General features: G+C 64.0%; 14 protein-coding genes. 7 read left to right on the top strand and 7 right to left on the bottom strand.

The genetic code is table 11. The annotated features are described in order from the left end of the window. Window positions 1–1,058 precede the first annotated feature (1,058 nt). From IVA79_RS10195 to IVA79_RS10165, 7 genes are all read right to left on the bottom strand, one after another. Window positions 1,059–1,325 (bottom strand): type VI secretion protein, encoded by a 267-nt coding sequence (locus tag IVA79_RS10195; protein ID WP_247552451.1) that lies wholly within the window; start codon window positions 1,323–1,325, stop codon window positions 1,059–1,061. A gap of 595 nt (window positions 1,326–1,920) precedes the next feature. Further along, a complete protein-coding gene (locus tag IVA79_RS10190) occupies window positions 1,921–2,727 on the bottom strand; it encodes a transglutaminase family protein (RefSeq protein WP_247552449.1) in 807 nt (268 codons plus the stop codon). Between the two features lie 231 nt (window positions 2,728–2,958). Further along, on the bottom strand, window positions 2,959–3,420 hold the full coding sequence (locus tag IVA79_RS10185; protein ID WP_247552447.1) for a hypothetical protein: 462 nt from the start codon (window positions 3,418–3,420) through the stop codon (window positions 2,959–2,961). Between the two features lie 287 nt (window positions 3,421–3,707). Further along, the gene (locus tag IVA79_RS10180) at window positions 3,708–4,130 is read right to left on the bottom strand and encodes an endonuclease domain-containing protein (protein WP_247552445.1); all 423 of its coding nucleotides are present in this window, start codon (window positions 4,128–4,130) and stop codon (window positions 3,708–3,710) included. A 116-nt stretch (window positions 4,131–4,246) separates the two neighbouring features. Further along, window positions 4,247–4,738: a hypothetical protein gene (locus IVA79_RS10175; protein WP_247552443.1), complete on the bottom strand. Its 492-nt coding sequence runs from the start codon at window positions 4,736–4,738 to the stop codon at window positions 4,247–4,249. A 478-nt stretch (window positions 4,739–5,216) separates the two neighbouring features. Then, entirely contained in the window at window positions 5,217–5,642 is a 426-nt protein-coding gene (locus IVA79_RS10170) for a universal stress protein (protein ID WP_247552441.1), read from the bottom strand. A 50-nt stretch (window positions 5,643–5,692) separates the two neighbouring features. Then, window positions 5,693–6,229, bottom strand: a complete 537-nt coding sequence (locus IVA79_RS10165) for a histidine phosphatase family protein (protein ID WP_247552439.1) — start codon at window positions 6,227–6,229, stop codon at window positions 5,693–5,695. Window positions 6,230–6,381: 152 nt separating this feature from the next. On the opposite strand from IVA79_RS10165, the gene IVA79_RS10160 reads away from it, so the two are divergent. The 7 genes from IVA79_RS10160 to IVA79_RS10130 all read left to right on the top strand — a co-directional run bounded on the left by IVA79_RS10160 (window position 6,382) and on the right by IVA79_RS10130 (window position 17,307). Then, window positions 6,382–7,845 carry an FAD-binding oxidoreductase gene (locus tag IVA79_RS10160; protein WP_247552437.1) on the top strand — a complete coding sequence of 488 codons (1,464 nt, stop codon included), beginning with the start codon at window positions 6,382–6,384 and terminating at the stop codon, window positions 7,843–7,845. 86 nt (window positions 7,846–7,931) lie between these two features. Beyond that, on the top strand, window positions 7,932–8,444 hold the full coding sequence (msrB, locus tag IVA79_RS10155) for a peptide-methionine (R)-S-oxide reductase MsrB (protein ID WP_247552435.1): 513 nt from the start codon (window positions 7,932–7,934) through the stop codon (window positions 8,442–8,444). Between the two features lie 290 nt (window positions 8,445–8,734). Then, a complete protein-coding gene (locus IVA79_RS10150) occupies window positions 8,735–10,990 on the top strand; it encodes a flagellar hook-basal body complex protein (RefSeq protein WP_247552433.1) in 2,256 nt (751 codons plus the stop codon). A 35-nt stretch (window positions 10,991–11,025) separates the two neighbouring features. Continuing rightward, entirely contained in the window at window positions 11,026–12,909 is a 1,884-nt protein-coding gene (gene flgK / locus IVA79_RS10145) for a flagellar hook-associated protein FlgK (RefSeq protein ID WP_247552431.1), read from the top strand. 21 nt (window positions 12,910–12,930) lie between these two features. Then, a complete protein-coding gene (locus IVA79_RS10140) occupies window positions 12,931–14,814 on the top strand; it encodes a flagellar protein (protein ID WP_247552429.1) in 1,884 nt (627 codons plus the stop codon). A 71-nt stretch (window positions 14,815–14,885) separates the two neighbouring features. Further along, entirely contained in the window at window positions 14,886–15,671 is a 786-nt protein-coding gene (locus tag IVA79_RS10135; protein WP_247552427.1) for a hypothetical protein, read from the top strand. A gap of 10 nt (window positions 15,672–15,681) precedes the next feature. Next, window positions 15,682–17,307 carry a hypothetical protein gene (locus IVA79_RS10130; RefSeq protein WP_247552425.1) on the top strand — a complete coding sequence of 542 codons (1,626 nt, stop codon included), beginning with the start codon at window positions 15,682–15,684 and terminating at the stop codon, window positions 17,305–17,307.

Below are 17,307 nucleotides of genomic sequence, written 5' to 3'. Positions count from 1 at the left end.
GCTCTAGCGACCTTCTGGCGAATATTTCAGCCCCCGCTCGCAATCACCCCGTTCGCTACGGCCTAGGACCGCCAACGAACCAATTCTTGCTCAGCCTCGTCGGGCAACGCAAGGGATTGTACCTTGTAGCCCGAGTGGAGGGAGCGTAATCGGGCGACGAGAAGCGTTCAGCTCAACGCAACGGCGATCATGTTCAAAGTCGCTCTTTCAGCGACCCCGCTGGGAGGCACTTGACATCACTCTTGGTTGCGGGGGGCAGTCCCGGCGACGGCTTTCTGCCACAGGCAAAAACGCCGCCCGCTTGAGATAAAGCGCAGGCGGCGGCTGATCAGCCCGGGAGGGTGAGAGTAAAATCCCGATACCAATTGGTCTCCACGCGTCGGGCCGAGGTTCAGCGTATTGGAGGTGGAGACCTAAAGCGGCGCCAACAGTCCCGGCGAGGTCAGCCAATTGTTGACCTCTCCGGCAACGTCGATCTGCCGGGCTTTTCGCAAAAGCTCCGCGCGGCGGATACCAGCTGGCATCCCTTTGGCCTGCTGACGAAGGTTGAGTGCCTCTTGCGCCAAGCGGTATTCGAATGTCGATGATGGTTCTGGGGATCGTCGAGCCGGCATTTTGATGCTCCGCTGCGGGGTTGAGCGGGAGCGCAACTGGCGTTCACACCACCGATAGATGCTAAGGGCCGCTCGGCGGTAACGAGACGATGCGCCCTTATCTGCTGAATAGCGAGGGCTTTGTTACGTTCCGCGCAGGAACTATCGGCAAACTGCGCAGGAGTCGCCGCTGGCTGGATCACTTATCATCGCTTGAAGGGCCATTTGAACGATCGACGCGGACAGTTCTGAATTCCGTAGGCCCATCAAGCAGGCGCAGCTTTCTCTTCGATTGGTCGTTGGAACTCGCGGAACTGTCGGCCCTGTCATCCGGTACCGCACCGGCCATATGAAGAGCACGCTTTCGTTGGCGGAGCACTCGGCCACCTTTCGGATTTTCTTTCGTCATTCATGGCCCTCTGAATTGGAGTGCGATATTCGGCGCACGTCCGCGGTCGGTGAAACTCAGCAACCGCGGCAAATATTCTTCAGCTTCGCGGCGGTTCGGGCTTCTTCCGCAAGAAACGGATCCTTGTAGCCTGACGATGAGTCGATGCCTGGTTTCGGCGGGTTTGCTTGCTTCGGAGGAAATGCCGCATCGTAACAAGAGAGGCGCGCGCCGGTGCTTTCGATCGCACGGCAGTTCGGGTCCGCAGCGAAAGCTGCCGGCGTGAAGGTGCACAGTGCCGATGCCAGCAAAAGCGCCGCGGTGCTTGTTCGAGCCGTCTTCATGTTCAACACTCCATCGCTACTTTGATCTACTCGCCCACGTCGGACGCTCCCCGGTCCAGGCCGGAAGAGCATCCCATTCGGACCAGCGCATCCTGCGCTCCTCATCTCCGACCCTCACGAAAACAAAGGGAGCATCGTCCCGGCCTGTTCTCGAACCCACGAAGATCGCCGGAACGCCGTAGGCATCCCGGATGATTGCTGTGTTTGCCATTCCCGCCTCCTGTCTCTGCTCGCGCCTTGGCTTGAGTCTCGGCTTTGAGTCGTGGCTTGAGTCTCGGCTTTGAGTCTTGGCTCAGGACCGCGCCTGCCCGTTGGTGCAGGGCAATTGAACGGACGCTAAAGAACGGCCGCGATCGCGATCAGCAGCACCAGGAAGATGGGCACCAATAACGGCGGAACGAGCCACTCACGAATGTCGAATTTGACCAAATCGGACATCTGACCGCCTTCTTTCATTTGGAGGCGGGAGCGCAATGCTCTCAGTCACCGATAACAGCCAAGAAGCGCGCGGTGATGCCAACCCTGTAGCACCCGCCCTGCCAATTAGCGAGGTCAATCTCGTCCGGTTTGCGCTCAATTGACTGGGACGAGCGGCTCACACGAGTTCATCGGTCCACACCTTGAAGCTGATGAGCTCGCTTGGCCCGAACGTTTGAACAATTGGAACATCCGCCGCGTCGCGGCCTTGGGCGATCAGGACACGGCCGATCCGCGGAGTGTTGTTGCGTGCATCGAAGGTGTGCCAGCGACCCCCGAGATAGGCATCGAACCAACCTGCAAAGTCGCCGGGGGCGTGGGGCGGCGGAATGCCGATATCGCCAAGATAGCCGGTGCAGTAGCGCGCTGGAATGTTCATGCAGCGGCAGAACGCGATGGCGAGATGCGCATAGTCCCGGCAGACGCCCTTTCGCTCGTTGAAGACCTCCCATGCCGTCATGGTCGGGCGCGCGTGCTCGTATCCAAACGCGATGTGATCGTGAACGAAATCGCAGATCGCCTGGACGCGCGGCCAGCCGGGCGCGGTTTTCTCGAACAGCTTCCATGCGATGTCGGAAAGCCGATCCGTCTCGCAATACCGGCTGCCGAGTAGATAGAGGATGGTGTCCGATGGAAGATCCTCAACCGCGTGCTGCGCAGCTGAAGGCACGATCATATCAGGCAAGCCGCTATCGCGCACCATCCCGTCGGCAGAAAGGCACATACGGCCGGCGGGCGCGACGATCCGGCTGCACCAGTTCCCGAAGCTGTCGCGGTAGGGCGTGATCTGAACAGAAGGCGAGGTGAGGAGGTGATCCGGTATAACAACATCGGATGCTCGCGTGAAATGCGTCCCGACCATCGCGATTAATGGCGTGACTTGCTGGAAGTCGTAGACCATTTCGAAGCCGACACGGATTTGCATGCTTGGACCTGACTCCAACGGCACTGACTGGAATTGGCCGCGGGATGAGTCGCGTTGGCTCGAACTCAGATCGGCGTCGCTGCGAGAGCTTGGTCTGCGTCGTCGCTGAACGGCAGATGGCTACGCAGCTGGCCGAATGCAATGCCAATTGCCGCTATGCCCACCTGTTTTGCCAAACCAATTGTCACCGCTTCCGCATTGCGGCCTGGGCGAGCATAGCGACATCCGGGATCAGGCGATCGCGACCTGGTCCCACACACTTCCATAAGCCAGATCGTCCTCGGACCGGTCGAGCTTGCGCTGCGGCCTCGTTGGCGCCCCGCATGCGCGCCGGTGCCGGACGTCCAGGCGCTGCACATGCGCAACGACGGTACGGACCAACAGGGCAACACGCGCGGCCGCCTGTCCGACCACGAACAGGATCGTCGTGACGCGGCTCAGCACGCCGAGCAGGAACAACGCCGAGAAGATGTCGATATAGGCGAGGAAATCGCCGATCAGCATCAGCTCCGGTGGAATCGGGATTCTGTGGTAGTAGGCTAGCACGATGACGGCGACCGGGATGAAGGCGATCACCTTTCGCACGGTCAGTCTGTCCAGCAGCGCGACCAGTTGGACCACCAGCACCTCCCACAGCCCATCACCGATCGCGAGCGGGACCTCGTAGGTCCATCTCCGCCACCATTGTTTCACGACATTGCTCCGAGTTCAGTGCCTGAACACAAGTCTTGTAGCCCGGATGGAGCGAAGCGTAATCCGGGATTCTATCTAAGCGGATACAGCGGCCCCCGGATTGCGCTGCGCTCCATCCGGGCTACGAGCCTTGGAGAAGGATGGCGTCCATGCCTTGCGCGTGACGCCTACCCAAGCGAGGACTATTGGGCCTCCGAATGTCGAGGCAAGCGCAATCTCTCTCAGATTCAATCCATCGGCCGCTGCTCAGGCTTCGATGTCATGGTCCAGCCGGCGGCATCCCCGGGCTAAGCGGCCATAGACTGCAAGGTGCGCCGGATGCAGCGGTCGATGTCTGAGTTGATCTCCGAACCGGAAAACCGGACAAGCCGAACTTCGGCCTTCAATGCGGCTCCGTCCTTAAGTCGGTCGTTGGCCTGCTGCTCTTCGGTCGAGAGAAACTCCTTCCCGTCGCATTCGATCAAGACGAGCGGCTGGGACTGCCCTTTGGCAAGGATCGCGAAGTCGTATCGGAACCGGCGTAGCGGATATTGGGGATGCAGTGAGACGTCGGCATCGCACCGTGCGCCGACCGAGAACGTCCAGCCCAGGTCTTCGCAGACCGATCTTAAAGCGAGCGCTAGCTTCGCGCCGAAGATCGTTTCTATCGGGCTCTCACTGATGCCTGACATGGTGACGCTTTCGGCCGCGCATTCGACCGCCTTCACCATTGCGACGCTCAGCGGAAACGAAGTCGCGAGTCGACCTTTCCTCAGGCTCGTTTAGGTCCGGCCAGACAATGGCCGATTTGAAGTTGGAAAAGTTGTCCGCCATCAACGTGCCGCGCTCACATATAATCTTCCAACTCGCCAAGTTGCTTGCTGCACCTCTTGAGCCGGGACAGATCGTTGCGGCGCAGTTCGGTGACGCCTCGCTGCCAGAGCCGCTCGATGAACTCTTCGTCAGCTTCGCTGAGATCAAGCCGGGCCTCGTAGCAGCGGGTGATCAGGTTCTTCACGCTGATCCCGCAGATCTCTCGGTGCAGCTCTGTCGCGTCTCGGATTTCAAACAGCGTTTCAGCTTGCAACGTCGTGAGGCGGAAGTCGCGCAAAGCAAGTAATGCCTCCGCGCGCTCCTTGCTGAACTTGAACTCCTTCCGCTCCTTGGGCGAGAGCGCGATGGTCTCGGCTGACTGCTTTGCAATGTCCTGAAGAAACGTCAGCTCCCATTCGGTAAAGACGTTCTCGGCCGTCTTTGCCAAGGCAAGCAGGCTCAGCGCCAGGTTGCGGACCCGAACAGGATCGCTGCCAACAGCATGCATCTCGCGATAAGACGCCAATGCGCACCCCCTGTGGACAACTCAGGTATAGGTCGAGGAAAACTATCTGGTTCGATGCGGGCGTGCCCATCGAAAATAGGTGTGTCAACACAGAAAAATGCTAGGCATGAAGCCTTGACGAGAGAACGTATTGGGTAGCTACCCCAGTGAGTCGCGGCTCCGCTGGCAAGAGATCGGAAGAGGCTGGAGTCATAGCGCTTAAGGGCGGCAATTCCGGCACGCGTCGTCGTCATCGCGACCGGCCCGGAAGGAATTGCTCACCCACAATTGACGCCATCAACGAAGCCAACTGCGCCGTCGACCTAGGTCTGCAATAGCTCGTCTTTTCGCTTCCGCGCGTGCCGCCGTCCCGCATGCCGCCACGCGCGCAGATTGATCATGGTGACGCCGTGGAGGTTTTCCAGGTCGTCGAGTGCGTGGATAGAATACCGGCTACGTTTCGCTCCAACTGGGCTACGAACAGAACCGGGTGTAACGCTCAATGCCTCACCACCAGCACCGAGCATTTTGCGTAGCGCACGACATGGCCGGCGTTGGAGCCGAGGAAATAGGTGCGCATCGCCGGCCGGTGCGAGGTCATGACGATCAAATCGGCCTTCATGTGCGTCGCCTCTTCCAGGATCTCGTGGTAGATGCCGCCCTGGCGCACCACGCTGGAGATCCGCCCTTGTTCGATGCCGGATTCGCGGGCGACGATGGCAAGCGCCTCTTCCGAGGTCTGGCGCTGCTGCTCGTCGAAATCGGCCGGCACGTATTCGGCCAGCATCACCGGCGTCATCGGCAGCACGTTGAGCAGGCGGACCGTGCCGCTCCAGGTCTGAGACAATGTCGCCGCGGTTGCGATCGCCGGCTTGGCCAGATCGGTGTCGGCGAGGTCGATGGGCACGAGGATGGACTTGAACATCTGCGCCTCCAAATCTTCCAGTCAGCACGTCTTGTCGTCACGTCGCGCGGTCAGCCCGATCGAAGCAGCTTGGGGCTGGTGAACAGCACCAGCTTGCCGCGGCGGTAGGCCACGTCACCCCAATCCTTGACGTCAAAGTCGAAGATCGCAAGTCCTGACGTGGGAAGATTGTCGGCGAGCGCCCTGGCGCCATCAGGATCGCCGCCGCCCATCAGCATCAAGGCGGCCTCGTGCATGCCGGGATTGTGGGCCACCAGCAGCAATTGCTTGGGGGCGGCCGGGGCCGTTGCCGTGCGAATGGAGTCCAGGATCTGCGCGGGATCGGCGCCGTAGAGTTCGGGCAGGATCTCGACCTGCGGCCTCGGGACGCGGTCCTTCATCGCCTCCCAGGCGATGTCCCAGGTCTGCCGGGCCCGGACGGCGTGCGACACCAGGACGGTATCGGGGAAGGGCGGATGGGCGGCGATCCAGTCGCCGATCTGGGCGGCGTCCCTGTGGCCGCGCTCGTCGAGCCGGCGGTCCTGGTCACGGCCGCTCGGCGCGTCAGTCTCGGTCTTGGCGTGACGCAGCAACATCAAACGGCGCATGGCATTCTCGAATCGTTCCACGTCCAGAATAATCTACGGGCGCCGGTTGAGGACAAGCTGACAGGGCCCGGTTGGTATCAAGTTGTTATTTCAGGATGATCTTATCGGAAAACCGCTGCGCACTTTTCCGGATCATGCTCTAAGAAAACGACATGAGCGAGACTTTCACAAGCGTGTCCCAGGAAGAAGCCGGCTTTCGCGACCGCACGCGGCTGTCGTTCGACCTCGACGCCGACATCTGCGTCATCGGTGCGGGGCTCGCCGGGCTCACCATCGCGCTGGAGGCGGCCCGGCTCGGGGCCAGTGTCGCGGTGCTCGAGGGCCGCCACATCGGCTGGAACGCGTCCGGCAACCAGCTCGGCACCGTCATGCCGGGCTTTGCGCTGCCGCTCACCGATTTGATCGAGCGCATCGGCTTCGAGGACGCGCGCGAATTGTGGACGCTGTCGAAGGAGGGCGCCGAGTTCGTCAGGACCACCGCCACCGAAGAGAACATGCCGGGAATCGCCAGGAGCGACGGCGTGCTGGAGGTCTCCAATGTCGATGCAGGCGACCGGCTGATCAGCCGGTTGCAGATGCTGCACGAGGATTTCGACACCGAGGTCGAGGGTTGGCAGGTCGACCGCGTTCGCGAGGTGCTCAAGACCGACCGCTACTTCCACGGTGTGTATTATCCGAAGGCATTTCAGGTCGACGGCCGCAAATATGTGCACGGCCTCGCGGCCTTGGCGCGGCGGGCAGGCGCCCGCATCTTCGAGGATACGCCGGTCGTCAGCATCGATCATTCCGGCATCCGCAAGCGCATCGTCACGCCCTCGGCACGGCTGCGCGCCACCCATATCGTGCTCGCGGGCAACATCCATCTCGGCGCGCCCTTGAAGCGCCTGTCGGAGACGCTGCTGCCGGTCTGGCGCTACGCCGGAATCACCGCGCCGCTCGGTGAGCGCGTGCACGAGCTGATCGCCTTCAAGGGATCGGTGATGGATTCCGACGGCGTCGACCATTTCCGCATCGTCGACGGCGACCGCCTGATGTGGGAGAGCCCGGAGACCACCTGGGCCGCGCGGCCGCAGCGCTTTGCGGGCGCCGTCAGGCGGCGGATCCGCACGATCTTCCCGGCGCTCGGCAATGTCGAGATCATCGAGACGTTCGGCGGCGCAACCGGCCAGACCGTGCACGGCATGCCGCAGATCGGCCAGTTGCGCAAAGGCCTGTGGGTGGCGAGCGGGTTCGGCCGGCAGGGCATGAACACCTCCGCCATGGCCGGGCAGATGATCGCGCGCAGCATTCTGCGGGGCGATGAGCGCTGGAAGCTGTTCTCGCCGTTCGAGCTGGTCTGGGCGGGCGGCGCCACCGGGCGCGTCGCAGGCCAGCTGGTCGGGATCTGGGGCAGGGCGAGTTCTGCCGCCGCAGGCTCGCTCGCCCGTTACCGCGAACATGCCAGGGTCAAGGACAGGGAGCGCGAGGCGCGCCTCGCCGAAGCCAACCGGGCCGCAGGCACCGGTCCGCGCCGCCCGCCGCCCGGCGTTCGGCCGCAGCCGGCTCCACCGAAACCTGCAGCCCGAGAGGGCGAGCAGGCCGTGGAACCGGCCTCGCATGATGGCGCCTCTCAATAAGTTGAGAGAAATCCCACCCGGACATGTAACGTCGGCCGTTAAAGCCCGTATCTCAGGGCGTGGACTGCCCGCGCACGGAGAATGAGATGTTTGACCGCCGCATCCTGCTAACGACTGCCGCCGGCCTGTTCGGCCTTTCGGCCTTCCGCTGGCTGAGAGGATCGCCCGCCGAGGCTGGCGAGAAGGCCATGGAAAAGTTCGAGATCACGAAGACCGAGGCTGAATGGCGCGCCCAGCTCACGCCGCAGCAATATGAGATCCTGCGCAAGCACGGCACCGAGCGGCCCGGCTCCAGCCCGCTGCTGAAGGAGCATCGCAAGGGCATCTTCGCCTGCGCCGGCTGCGACCTGCCGCTGTTTGCCTCGGAGACCAAATTCGAGAGCGGCACCGGCTGGCCGAGCTTCTATGCGCCGATCGAAGGCAATGTCGGCAAGACCGAGGACCGGGCCTACGGCATGGTTCGCACCGAGGTGCATTGCCGGCGCTGCGGCGGCCATCTCGGCCACGTCTTCGACGACGGCCCGAAGCCGACCGGATTGCGCTATTGCATCGACGGGTTCGGGCTGGTCTTCCACCCCGCGGCCGCATCGGCGACCTAAGGCTCGGTCGAGGATCACCTCTCCCTATGGGAGAGGTGATCGGAGCTCTTGGTACGCATCGATCCCACCAAAACACATTCCGCTTTGAGCGTTCGCATCGCTCCGGAACGACAATTTCTCCCGGCAATTGTTGCCGGTCCCGGCAATTGTGCCCCTGTCATCAGGCCGGGGCTTTTTCATTAAGTCATTGATTTCCTGAAGATACCCGCATTGGCATAGCCCTTGCGACTGTCTCCCCCGACTGCGGCCATGGTCGACCGGCCGCCGGGATCGGATTTGGAGACAAAGTTATGGGTATCTTCGATGCAATGAACACCTCGGTGGGTGGCCTGCAGGCGCAGTCCTACGCGCTGCAGAACATTTCCGGCAACATCGCGAACTCATCCACCACCGGTTACAAGGGCATCGGCACCAGCTTCGTCGATCTCATTCCCGACTCCTCGGTGCCGAGCAAGCAGGTCGCGGGCGGCGTGACGGCCAATGCGAAGGCCACCATCACCACGCAGGGCACGATCTCCGGCTCCACCGTCGCCACCAACATGGCGATCACCGGCGACGGCTTCTTCTCGATCCAGAAGGCGAGCGGCGTCGTCGACAACGTGCCTGTCTTCACCGGGGTCACCTACTACACGCGGCGCGGCGACTTCCAGCTCAATGCCAACGGCAACCTGGTCAACGGCGCCGGCTACTATTTGATGGGCGTCACGGTCGACCCGAAGACCGGCAACCCGACCGGCAGCGTGGCAAACGTGCTGCAATTCCAGAACAACTTCATTCCGGCGCAGGCGACCACCTCGATTCAGTACGCTGCGAACCTGCCGACCCAGCCGAACACAGTGGCGAAAACCACCGCGGCGACCGGCACGCTGCTGGCGGCCGGCGGGCTGAACCCGTCGGACTTCGCCGCCAACCCGCTGCCGGTCGGCACGCCTCCCGCGCCCTATGCCAACGCCACGGTCTCAGGCGCAGCCGCCACCGGCAACATCCGTTCGGCCTACTCGTCGACGTCGGCCACGGGCACGGTCGCACTCCAGAACAATTCGTCCGCGGTGGCCTCGACCACCACATCGCTCGACAACACGGTCGGCACGCATCTCGCCTCCAGCATCCTCACCGCGCTGAGCGGCCAGACGCTGACCATCAATGGCAACACCATCACCTTCAACGCCGGCACGACGGTCTCGACCGTCGGCAACAACACCACGATTGGTCTCGGTGCCGGCACGACGGCGACGGTTGCAGACATCCTGAACGGGATCCAGACCGCGGGCGGCGCCGGCGTCACGGCCTCGCTCTCCGCCAGCGGCAACATCGTGATATCGAGCGGCACCGGCACCGATGTGGCGGTCGGCAGCGGCACTGCCGCCACCGCGCTCGGCATCAGCAGCGTGACCCGTGGCGGCAACGTGCTGTCCTCGCCCGCGATCTCGGGAGCAACGGTGCTGAGCGGCTCGGCGACCGCCGGTGGCGCCCAGGTGCTCTCGTCCGGCTTCGCCGCCGGCGACACCATCACCGTCGACGGCCAGACACTGACTTTCGTCTCGCCGCCCACGGTCCCCAGCGCCACTCAGATCCTCACCACCGACAACGTCACGACTCTGCTCGGCAAGATCGACGCCTTGTCCGGCGCGTCGGGATCGTCGGTCAGCAGCGGCGGCGTCATCACGCTGAACACCGGCACCGTCTCCAACCTGTCGGTCTCCAGCTCGAACAGCGCTGCCTTCGCCGCGCTCGGCTTCACCTCGACCATCACCAAGAACCGCGACGGCGGCGGCACCGCCGGCACCGGCGGCGTGATCGGCAACGACATCGACACCTTCACCAAGGAATCGATCAGCGGCGGCGCGGTGACTGCCTACAATGCCGCCGGCACGCCGGTGAACCTGCAACTGCGCTGGGCCAAGACCGACAGCGCCTCGCTGGGCGCGGGTCATTCGGATAGCTGGAACCTGTTCTACCAGACCGACCCGAACGCGACCGGCACGACCGTCGGCTGGGTCAATACCGGCCAGACTTTCACCTTTGCCAGCGACGGCTCGCTAACCTCGCCGAGCGGCTCGGGCATCACCATCAACAACGTCAGCGTCAGCGGTCAGTCGCTGGGCTCCGTCGCCTTCAACATCTCCTCGGGCGGGCTGACGCAATATGCCAGCACCAGCGGCGCGGTGACCATCAACACCATCACGCAGAACGGCTATGCCGCCGGTCAGCTTCGCTCGGTCGCCGTCAACAACAGCGGCATCGTGGTCGGCACCTTCTCCAACGGCCAGAACCTCAACCTCGCCCAGGTTCAGCTGTCGCACTTCAACGGCACCAACTATCTGAAGGCGATGGACGGCGGCGCCTATGCCGCGACCGAGCAGTCGGGTGACGCCATCGACGGCGCTTCGGGCACCATCAGCGGCTCCTCGCTGGAGGGATCCAACACCGACATCGCCGACGAATTCACCAAGCTGATCGTCACCCAGCAGGCCTATTCGGCCAACACCAAGGTGATCACGACCGCGAATTCGATGGTGCAGGACCTCTTGAACGTGTTGCGCTGATCAGCGCGTAACGTAACCAAAGGCGGCAAGTAAACATGGGTTTGAGTTCAGCCCTCGCCAGTGCGATGAGCGGCCTGCGTGCCAACCAGGCCGCGCTCTCGATCGTCTCCTCGAACGTCGCGAATGCGCAGACGCCGGGTTACGTCGTCCAGACGCCGAACCAGATCGAGGTCACCACCGGCGACTTCGGCTCGACGGCGATGACGACCGGCGTCAGCCGGGAGCTCGACACCTATGTGCTGAACCAGCTGCGCACCGAGACCGGCGGCAGCGGTTACGCCGATCAGATGGCCAACATCCTGAAGCAGCTTCAGAATGTCTATGGCACGCCCGGCAATTCCGGCACGCTCGAAACCGCGCTGAACAATTTCACCACCGCGCTGCAGGCGCTGTCGACCAGCTCGGGTGCGTCGTCGGCGCAGACCGTTGCGCTCGGCGCGGCACAGGCGCTCGCGACACAGCTCAACCTCACCACCAAAGGCATCCAGTCGCTGCGCTCCAATGTCGAGCAGGATCTCGGCAATTCGGCGCAGGCGGCCAATGCGGCGATGAAGCAGATCGCCGAGATCAACACCAAGCTCCAGGGCCTGTCGGCCAACGATCCCTCGGCCGCGACGCTGATGGACCAGCGCGACCAGGCCATCAACACGCTGTCGAAATATGTCGACGTCCGCGTCACCACCGACGGTTCGAACCAGGCCAACATCTACACCACGACCGGCATCCAGCTGGTCGGCGCCGGGCTCGCCTCGGAATTCTCCTTTGCCTCCGCCGGCGCGCTGTCGGCGACCTCGCTCTACAACATCGACCCGTCCAAGTCCGGCGTCGGCGCGCTCACCATCAAGCTGCCGAACGGCTCGCAGCTCGACGCCATCGCCAACAACGTGGTCTCGTCCGGCCAGATCGCGGCCGACCTGAAGCTGCGCGACGAGACATTGGTGCAGGCGCAGAACCAGATCGACCAGCTCGCTGCGACGATGTCGAGCGCACTGTCCGACAAGACCACGGCCGGCAGCACGGTGACTGGCCCGCCGGCCGGCTTCGATCTCGACCTCGCCGGTGCCCTTCCGGGCAATACGGTCAACATCACCTACACGGACGCCGCGACCAACACGCAGCGTCAGATCACGCTCGTCAACGTGACCGATCCGGCGGCGCTGCCGCTGCAGAACGCGACGAACGCCAACCCGATGCGGATCGGCATCAACTTCGCCGGCGGCATGGGCGCGATCGCGTCCGCGCTCAACACGGCGCTGTCAGGCTCGCACCTGACCTTCTCCGCTGCCCCGTCGCCTGCGACCGCCACGACGTTGCGCGTCACGGACGACAACAGCGGCCTTGCCAAGGTCAATTCGTCCTCGATCAGCAAGACGATGTCGTCGTTGACCTCGGGCAATCCGCAGCTGCCGCTGTTCACCGACGGCGGACAGGCGCTTTATACCGGCGCGATCACCGCCTCGGGCTTGCAGATGACCGGCCTTGCCGGGCGCATCGCCGTGAACACGCAGCTGGTCAACGACCCGACCAGGATGTCGGTGTACAACACCTCGCCGGTGACGCCCGCGGGCGACACCACGCGTTCGGACTATCTCTACTCGCAGCTCACCTCGGCGGTGTTCTCCTATTCGCCGCAGAGCGGCCTCGGCTCGGCGAGCCAGCCCTTCAGCGGCAGCGTCTCGAACTTTCTCCAGCAGTTTCTGAGCGTGCAGGCCAACGCCGCGACCCAGGCCACGCAGCTCCAGCAGGGTCAGAGCGTCGTGGTCTCGACCCTGCAGGCCAAGTTCGACTCGACCTCCAAGGTCAATCTGGACTCGGAGATGTCGAACCTGATCCAGCTTCAGAATGCCTATGCCGCCAACGCCCACGTCATGTCGGTGGTGCAGAGCATGATGAACACGTTGCTCCAGGCTCAAGGGTAAGCAGTAACAGGGCTCTGAAACATGTCGATCAGCAGCATCAACTACTCCTCGTCGGTTCTCGGCGCGCAGATCCGCAACATCAATCAGCAGCTCACCGATCTGTCGACGCAGCTCTCGACCGGCAAGCTGTCGCAGAACTATTCCGGGATGGGGACCAACGAGGGCTTTGCGATCGCCGGACGCGCGCAGCTCTCCAACATCGCCGCCTATACCGACACGATCACCAACGTCAATGTCAGCATCAATCTCGCCAACACCGCGTTGCAGTCGCTGACCAAGATCCGCAGCACGGTGCAGACCGGCTCGGCCAATACCGCGCAGGATCTCAACGTCAACGGCCAGACCATCGCGCAGAACACCGCCGCGGCCCAATTCGGCTCGATGGTCGGCGTGCTCAATACGCAGACGGGCAACCGCTATCTGTTCTCCGGAACCGCCGTCAACACGCAGCCGGTCGCGGATGCCGGCGACATCATCAACGGCACGACCACCCAGGCGGGATTCAAGACCGTGATGGCGGAGCGCCAGGCCGCCGATTTGGGCGCGAGCGGCATGGGCCGCCTGGTGCAGACGCAGCCGACGCCGAGCTCGATCCAGGTCTCGGAAGACGTCGCGGGCTCGCCGTTTGGCCTCAAGCTCAAGGCGGTGTCCTCGACACTGACCGGCGCGACCGTCACCGGCCCGAGCGGATCGCCGGTGTCGTTCTCGGTCGATCTCAACGGCGTCAATCCGAACAACGGCGACAAGTTCAGCGTACAGTTCACGCTGCCGGACGGCACGACCGAGCAGATCGACCTGACCGCATCCTCGGCGACGCCGACGCCGCTCGGCAGCTTTGCGATCGATGCGAGCACCCCGGTCAACCCGAACAACACGGCCGCGAACCTCAACACGGCGCTGAACACCGCGATCACCAAGCTCGCCAACACCTCGCTGGTGGCGGCATCCGCGGTCGTTGCCGGCGATAATTTCTTCAACACGGCGAGCTCTGCGATCGGCACGCCGGTCAACAACCAGGCGGCGCCGCCGGCGCCGATCAGCGGCGCGACGGCATTGTCCGGCGCGACCCCCTCGGATTCGATCTCGCCGGGCTTCGTCGCCGGCGACACCATCACCGTCAACGGCACCACGCTGACCTTCGTTGCCTCGGGCGCGACCGGCAACCAGCTCAACGTCACCGACAGCATCCAGACGCTGATGAGCAAGATCGACCAGATCACGGGAACGTCGAAGCCCTCGACCATCCATGGCGGTTCGATCAAGATCAACACCGACGATGCGGCGAGCCTGAACATCACCAGCTCCAACACGGGGGCGCTGGGTTCGCTCGGTTTCGCCTCGACGCCCGTGACCGCCACGCAGCCGCCGTTGCGCGTCGGCTCCTCGCCCGCAAGCTCGGCGACGACGCTGGTGAACGGCTCGGCCACCACCGTGAAATGGTACCAGGGCAATGACGGGCCCGGCTCGGCGCGCTCGACCGCCATGGCGCGGGTCGACGAGTCCATCACGGTGCAATATGGCGCCCAGGCGAATGAGGATGCGATCCGCCGCCAATTGCAGGCGATCGCGGTGTTCGGGACCTTCTCGACCTCGCCGACCGGTCAGTATTCGGGTGGGCAGGTCGCCGCGCTGAGCCAGCGGGTGACGCAGGCGCTGACCCAGCAGCCCGGCCAGCAGCGCATCGAGGACATCCAGACCGACATCGCGATGGCCCAGAACACGATGAAGGACGCGAGCACGCGCCAGACCCAGGCCAAGGCGCAGCTCCAGACCATCATCGACCAGGCGGAATCGGCTTCGCCCGACCAGGTCGCGAGCGAGATCCTGGCGCTGCAGAACGCGCTGCAGGCGTCCTACCAGGTGACCTCGAATCTGGCGCAGCTCTCGCTCGTCAAATTCCTGTAAGGCCGCGTTAAGACGCCGTTAACCATGCCTCTTTACCTCTTGGTGAGGATTGGAGCGGGGCGGAGCTGTCGATGTCGGACAAGATGCAATTGGTGGTGGCAACGCCCTGCTTCGGCGGGCAGGTGTCGAGCATCTATGCAAGCTCGATCTTCGCGCTGCAGCGCGCCGTGCACGGCATGTCCAATCTCGAGCTCAAGGTTCTCTTGCGCGATGGCGACGCGCTGATCACCCGCGCACGCGCCAATCTGGTCGCGATGTTCCTGGACGATCCCAAGGCGACGCATTTCCTGTTCATCGACGCCGACATCGGCTTCAAGCCGGAGCAGGTGTTCCGGCTGATCGAATGCGGCGCGGACGTCGTCGCCGGCTGCTATCCGATCAAGCGGGTCAATTGGGACAAGGCCGCGCGGGCGATCCAGTCCGGCCGGGCCGACGTGGCGGCGGCGTCGCTGGACTATGTGCTCGAAATCGAGGATCCCGACCGTATCGTCGTGGTCAACGGCTTTACCCGCGTACGCTATGCCGGCACCGGCTTCCTGATGATCCGGCGCCACGTGCTGGAGGCGATGTGCCGCCATCCGGACTACGCGTCCTTGCAATTCTTCCGCGAGCATTCGCACGACACGCTGGTCGCGAGCCCGAACCGGTTCGCGCTGTTCGAATGTATGATCGATCCGGCCACCGGCACGTATCTGTCCGAGGACTTCGCCTTCTGCAAGCGCTGGACCGATATCGGCGGCGAGATCTGGGCCGACATCCAGAGCTCGCTCGATCACGTCGGGCCGTCGGTGTTCCACGGCGACATCGCCTCGCAATTTGCACCGGCGCCCGCGGCGGCGGCAGATGCCGCGGCGTGAGCCTGCCGGGATGAGGGCCGGCGCATCCCGGCTGTCAGAACCGGACCGCGCATCCGACGGTTCGCGCTATCGCCTGCGCGATCTCTTCACACCGCTGGACACGCTGCTCGTCTCCGGCGGCGATCCGCGGCTGGCGCTCGACGCCAGGGATGGCGTCAACGGCTATGGCTGCGCGGCTTCGCCGGAGCCGGAGATCTGGAATTTCGCCTCCTCGACCGCGTCAACGATCTCGCAAGCGGCCTATGACCGTGCCGCCCTGGCGCGCGAAGAGCTGATGCACAAATGCCTGTTCGACGAGGTCGAAATCGCCTTCGATGCGCGCTGCGAAGTCATGCGGGACGAGCTGCGCGGCCATCTCCAGCTGCCGCCGCGCATCGATGTCGTGTTCTCGCCCTCCGGCACGGACTCCCAGCTCCACGCTCTGTTCCTGGCGCGCGCGGCGCTTGGCGCACGGCCGGTGACGATCGTGGTCGGAGCCGACCAGACCGGAAGCGGCACGATCCATATCGCACGCGGGCACCATTTCAGCTCCATGACGGCGAGCGGCCTTGCGGTCCGCAAGGACGGCGCGGTGGCGGGGCTCGCCGGCGCCAGTGTTGCATTGCCTCTGCTCGGGACCACGCCCGGCATTGCCATGCGTGCCGACGCCGATGCCGCGGTGCTGCATGCGATCGAGACCACGATCGCGCAAGGCGCGCCCGTGCTGCTCCAGATCATGGATTGCTCGAAGCTCGGCTGGCGCGCGCCGAGCGCGGCCTGCCTCGACGAGATCGCGCGGCGCTGGCCGCGCAAGGTCCAGATCGTCGTCGATGCCTGTCAGGCCCGGCTCGGCCGCCGCCGGCTGCGTTCCTATCTCGACCGCGGCTATATGGTGTTGATGTCAGGCTCGAAATTCTTCGGCGGGCCTGCCTTCAGCGGCGCGCTGCTGGTGCCGAAGGGCCTTTCGCGATCGCTCGACCGGATCGAGGGAATAGCGCCCGGTATCTTCGACTATGCCGGCCGTTGCGATTGGCCGATGGCCTGGACGGCGCTGCGTTCGCGCTTCGAACGCCGGCCGAACTTCGGTCAATGGCTGCGCTGGGAGGCGGCGCTCGCCGAGATCGGCAGCTACTACGCCGTGCCAGGGGCTTTCCGCGCCAGGGTGCTGGCCGAGCTTGCCGCCGGCATCGACAACATGATCGCGTTGTCGCCGTCGCTTCGCTCCGTTCCGGCCGCGACCGGGACAGTGAGCGTGGATGACGAGGAATTTGCGCAAACCACGATCTTTCCGTTCATGCTGCTGCGCGGCGGCAAGCCGGTCTCGATCGCCGAGACCAGCGCCATTCATCGGGCGCTGGCGCGCGACATGAGCGAGGACATCAGCGGCAGCGCCGCGGATCGGCAGGTCGCCGCGCAGCGCTGCCTGATCGGCCAGCCGGTCCGTTTGGAGCGGCAGGACTGGGCATCGCAGGCCGTGCTGCGCCTTTGCGTCGGCGCCCGGCTCGTGACCGAGGTCTGGTCGCCGGACGCGGCGGAGGCGGGGCGCAATGTACAGCACGTGCTCGATCGCATCGCCCATGTCCTGGTAAAGATCGAGCTGCTGCTTGACCGTGGCGCAGCCGCGGCCGTGCCCGTAAACTCTGCGTTCGAGGTGTGA

The sequence above is a fragment of the Bradyrhizobium sp. 138 genome, from assembly GCF_023074075.1.
Taxonomy (GTDB): domain Bacteria; phylum Pseudomonadota; class Alphaproteobacteria; order Rhizobiales; family Xanthobacteraceae; genus Bradyrhizobium.
This window is presented reverse-complemented; position numbering and strand designations above follow the sequence as displayed.

Excerpts from the sequence above, each read along its gene's own strand:
- IVA79_RS10135 (WP_247552427.1), top strand. The coding sequence starts at position 14,886 with ATGTCGGACAAGATGCAATTGGTGGTGGCAACGCCCTGCTTCGGCGGG.
- IVA79_RS10165 (WP_247552439.1), bottom strand. The coding sequence starts at position 6,229 with ATGCGCCGTTTGATGTTGCTGCGTCACGCCAAGACCGAGACTGACGCG.
- IVA79_RS10170 (WP_247552441.1), bottom strand. The coding sequence starts at position 5,642 with ATGTTCAAGTCCATCCTCGTGCCCATCGACCTCGCCGACACCGATCTG.
- IVA79_RS10130 (WP_247552425.1), top strand. The coding sequence starts at position 15,682 with ATGAGGGCCGGCGCATCCCGGCTGTCAGAACCGGACCGCGCATCCGAC.
- IVA79_RS10140 (WP_247552429.1), top strand. The coding sequence starts at position 12,931 with ATGTCGATCAGCAGCATCAACTACTCCTCGTCGGTTCTCGGCGCGCAG.
- IVA79_RS10195 (WP_247552451.1), bottom strand. The coding sequence starts at position 1,325 with ATGAAGACGGCTCGAACAAGCACCGCGGCGCTTTTGCTGGCATCGGCA.
- IVA79_RS10190 (WP_247552449.1), bottom strand. The coding sequence starts at position 2,727 with ATGCAAATCCGTGTCGGCTTCGAAATGGTCTACGACTTCCAGCAAGTC.
- IVA79_RS10150 (WP_247552433.1), top strand. The coding sequence starts at position 8,735 with ATGGGTATCTTCGATGCAATGAACACCTCGGTGGGTGGCCTGCAGGCG.
- flgK (WP_247552431.1), top strand. The coding sequence starts at position 11,026 with ATGGGTTTGAGTTCAGCCCTCGCCAGTGCGATGAGCGGCCTGCGTGCC.
- msrB (WP_247552435.1), top strand. The coding sequence starts at position 7,932 with ATGTTTGACCGCCGCATCCTGCTAACGACTGCCGCCGGCCTGTTCGGC.
- IVA79_RS10160 (WP_247552437.1), top strand. The coding sequence starts at position 6,382 with ATGAGCGAGACTTTCACAAGCGTGTCCCAGGAAGAAGCCGGCTTTCGC.
- IVA79_RS10180 (WP_247552445.1), bottom strand. The coding sequence starts at position 4,130 with ATGGTGAAGGCGGTCGAATGCGCGGCCGAAAGCGTCACCATGTCAGGC.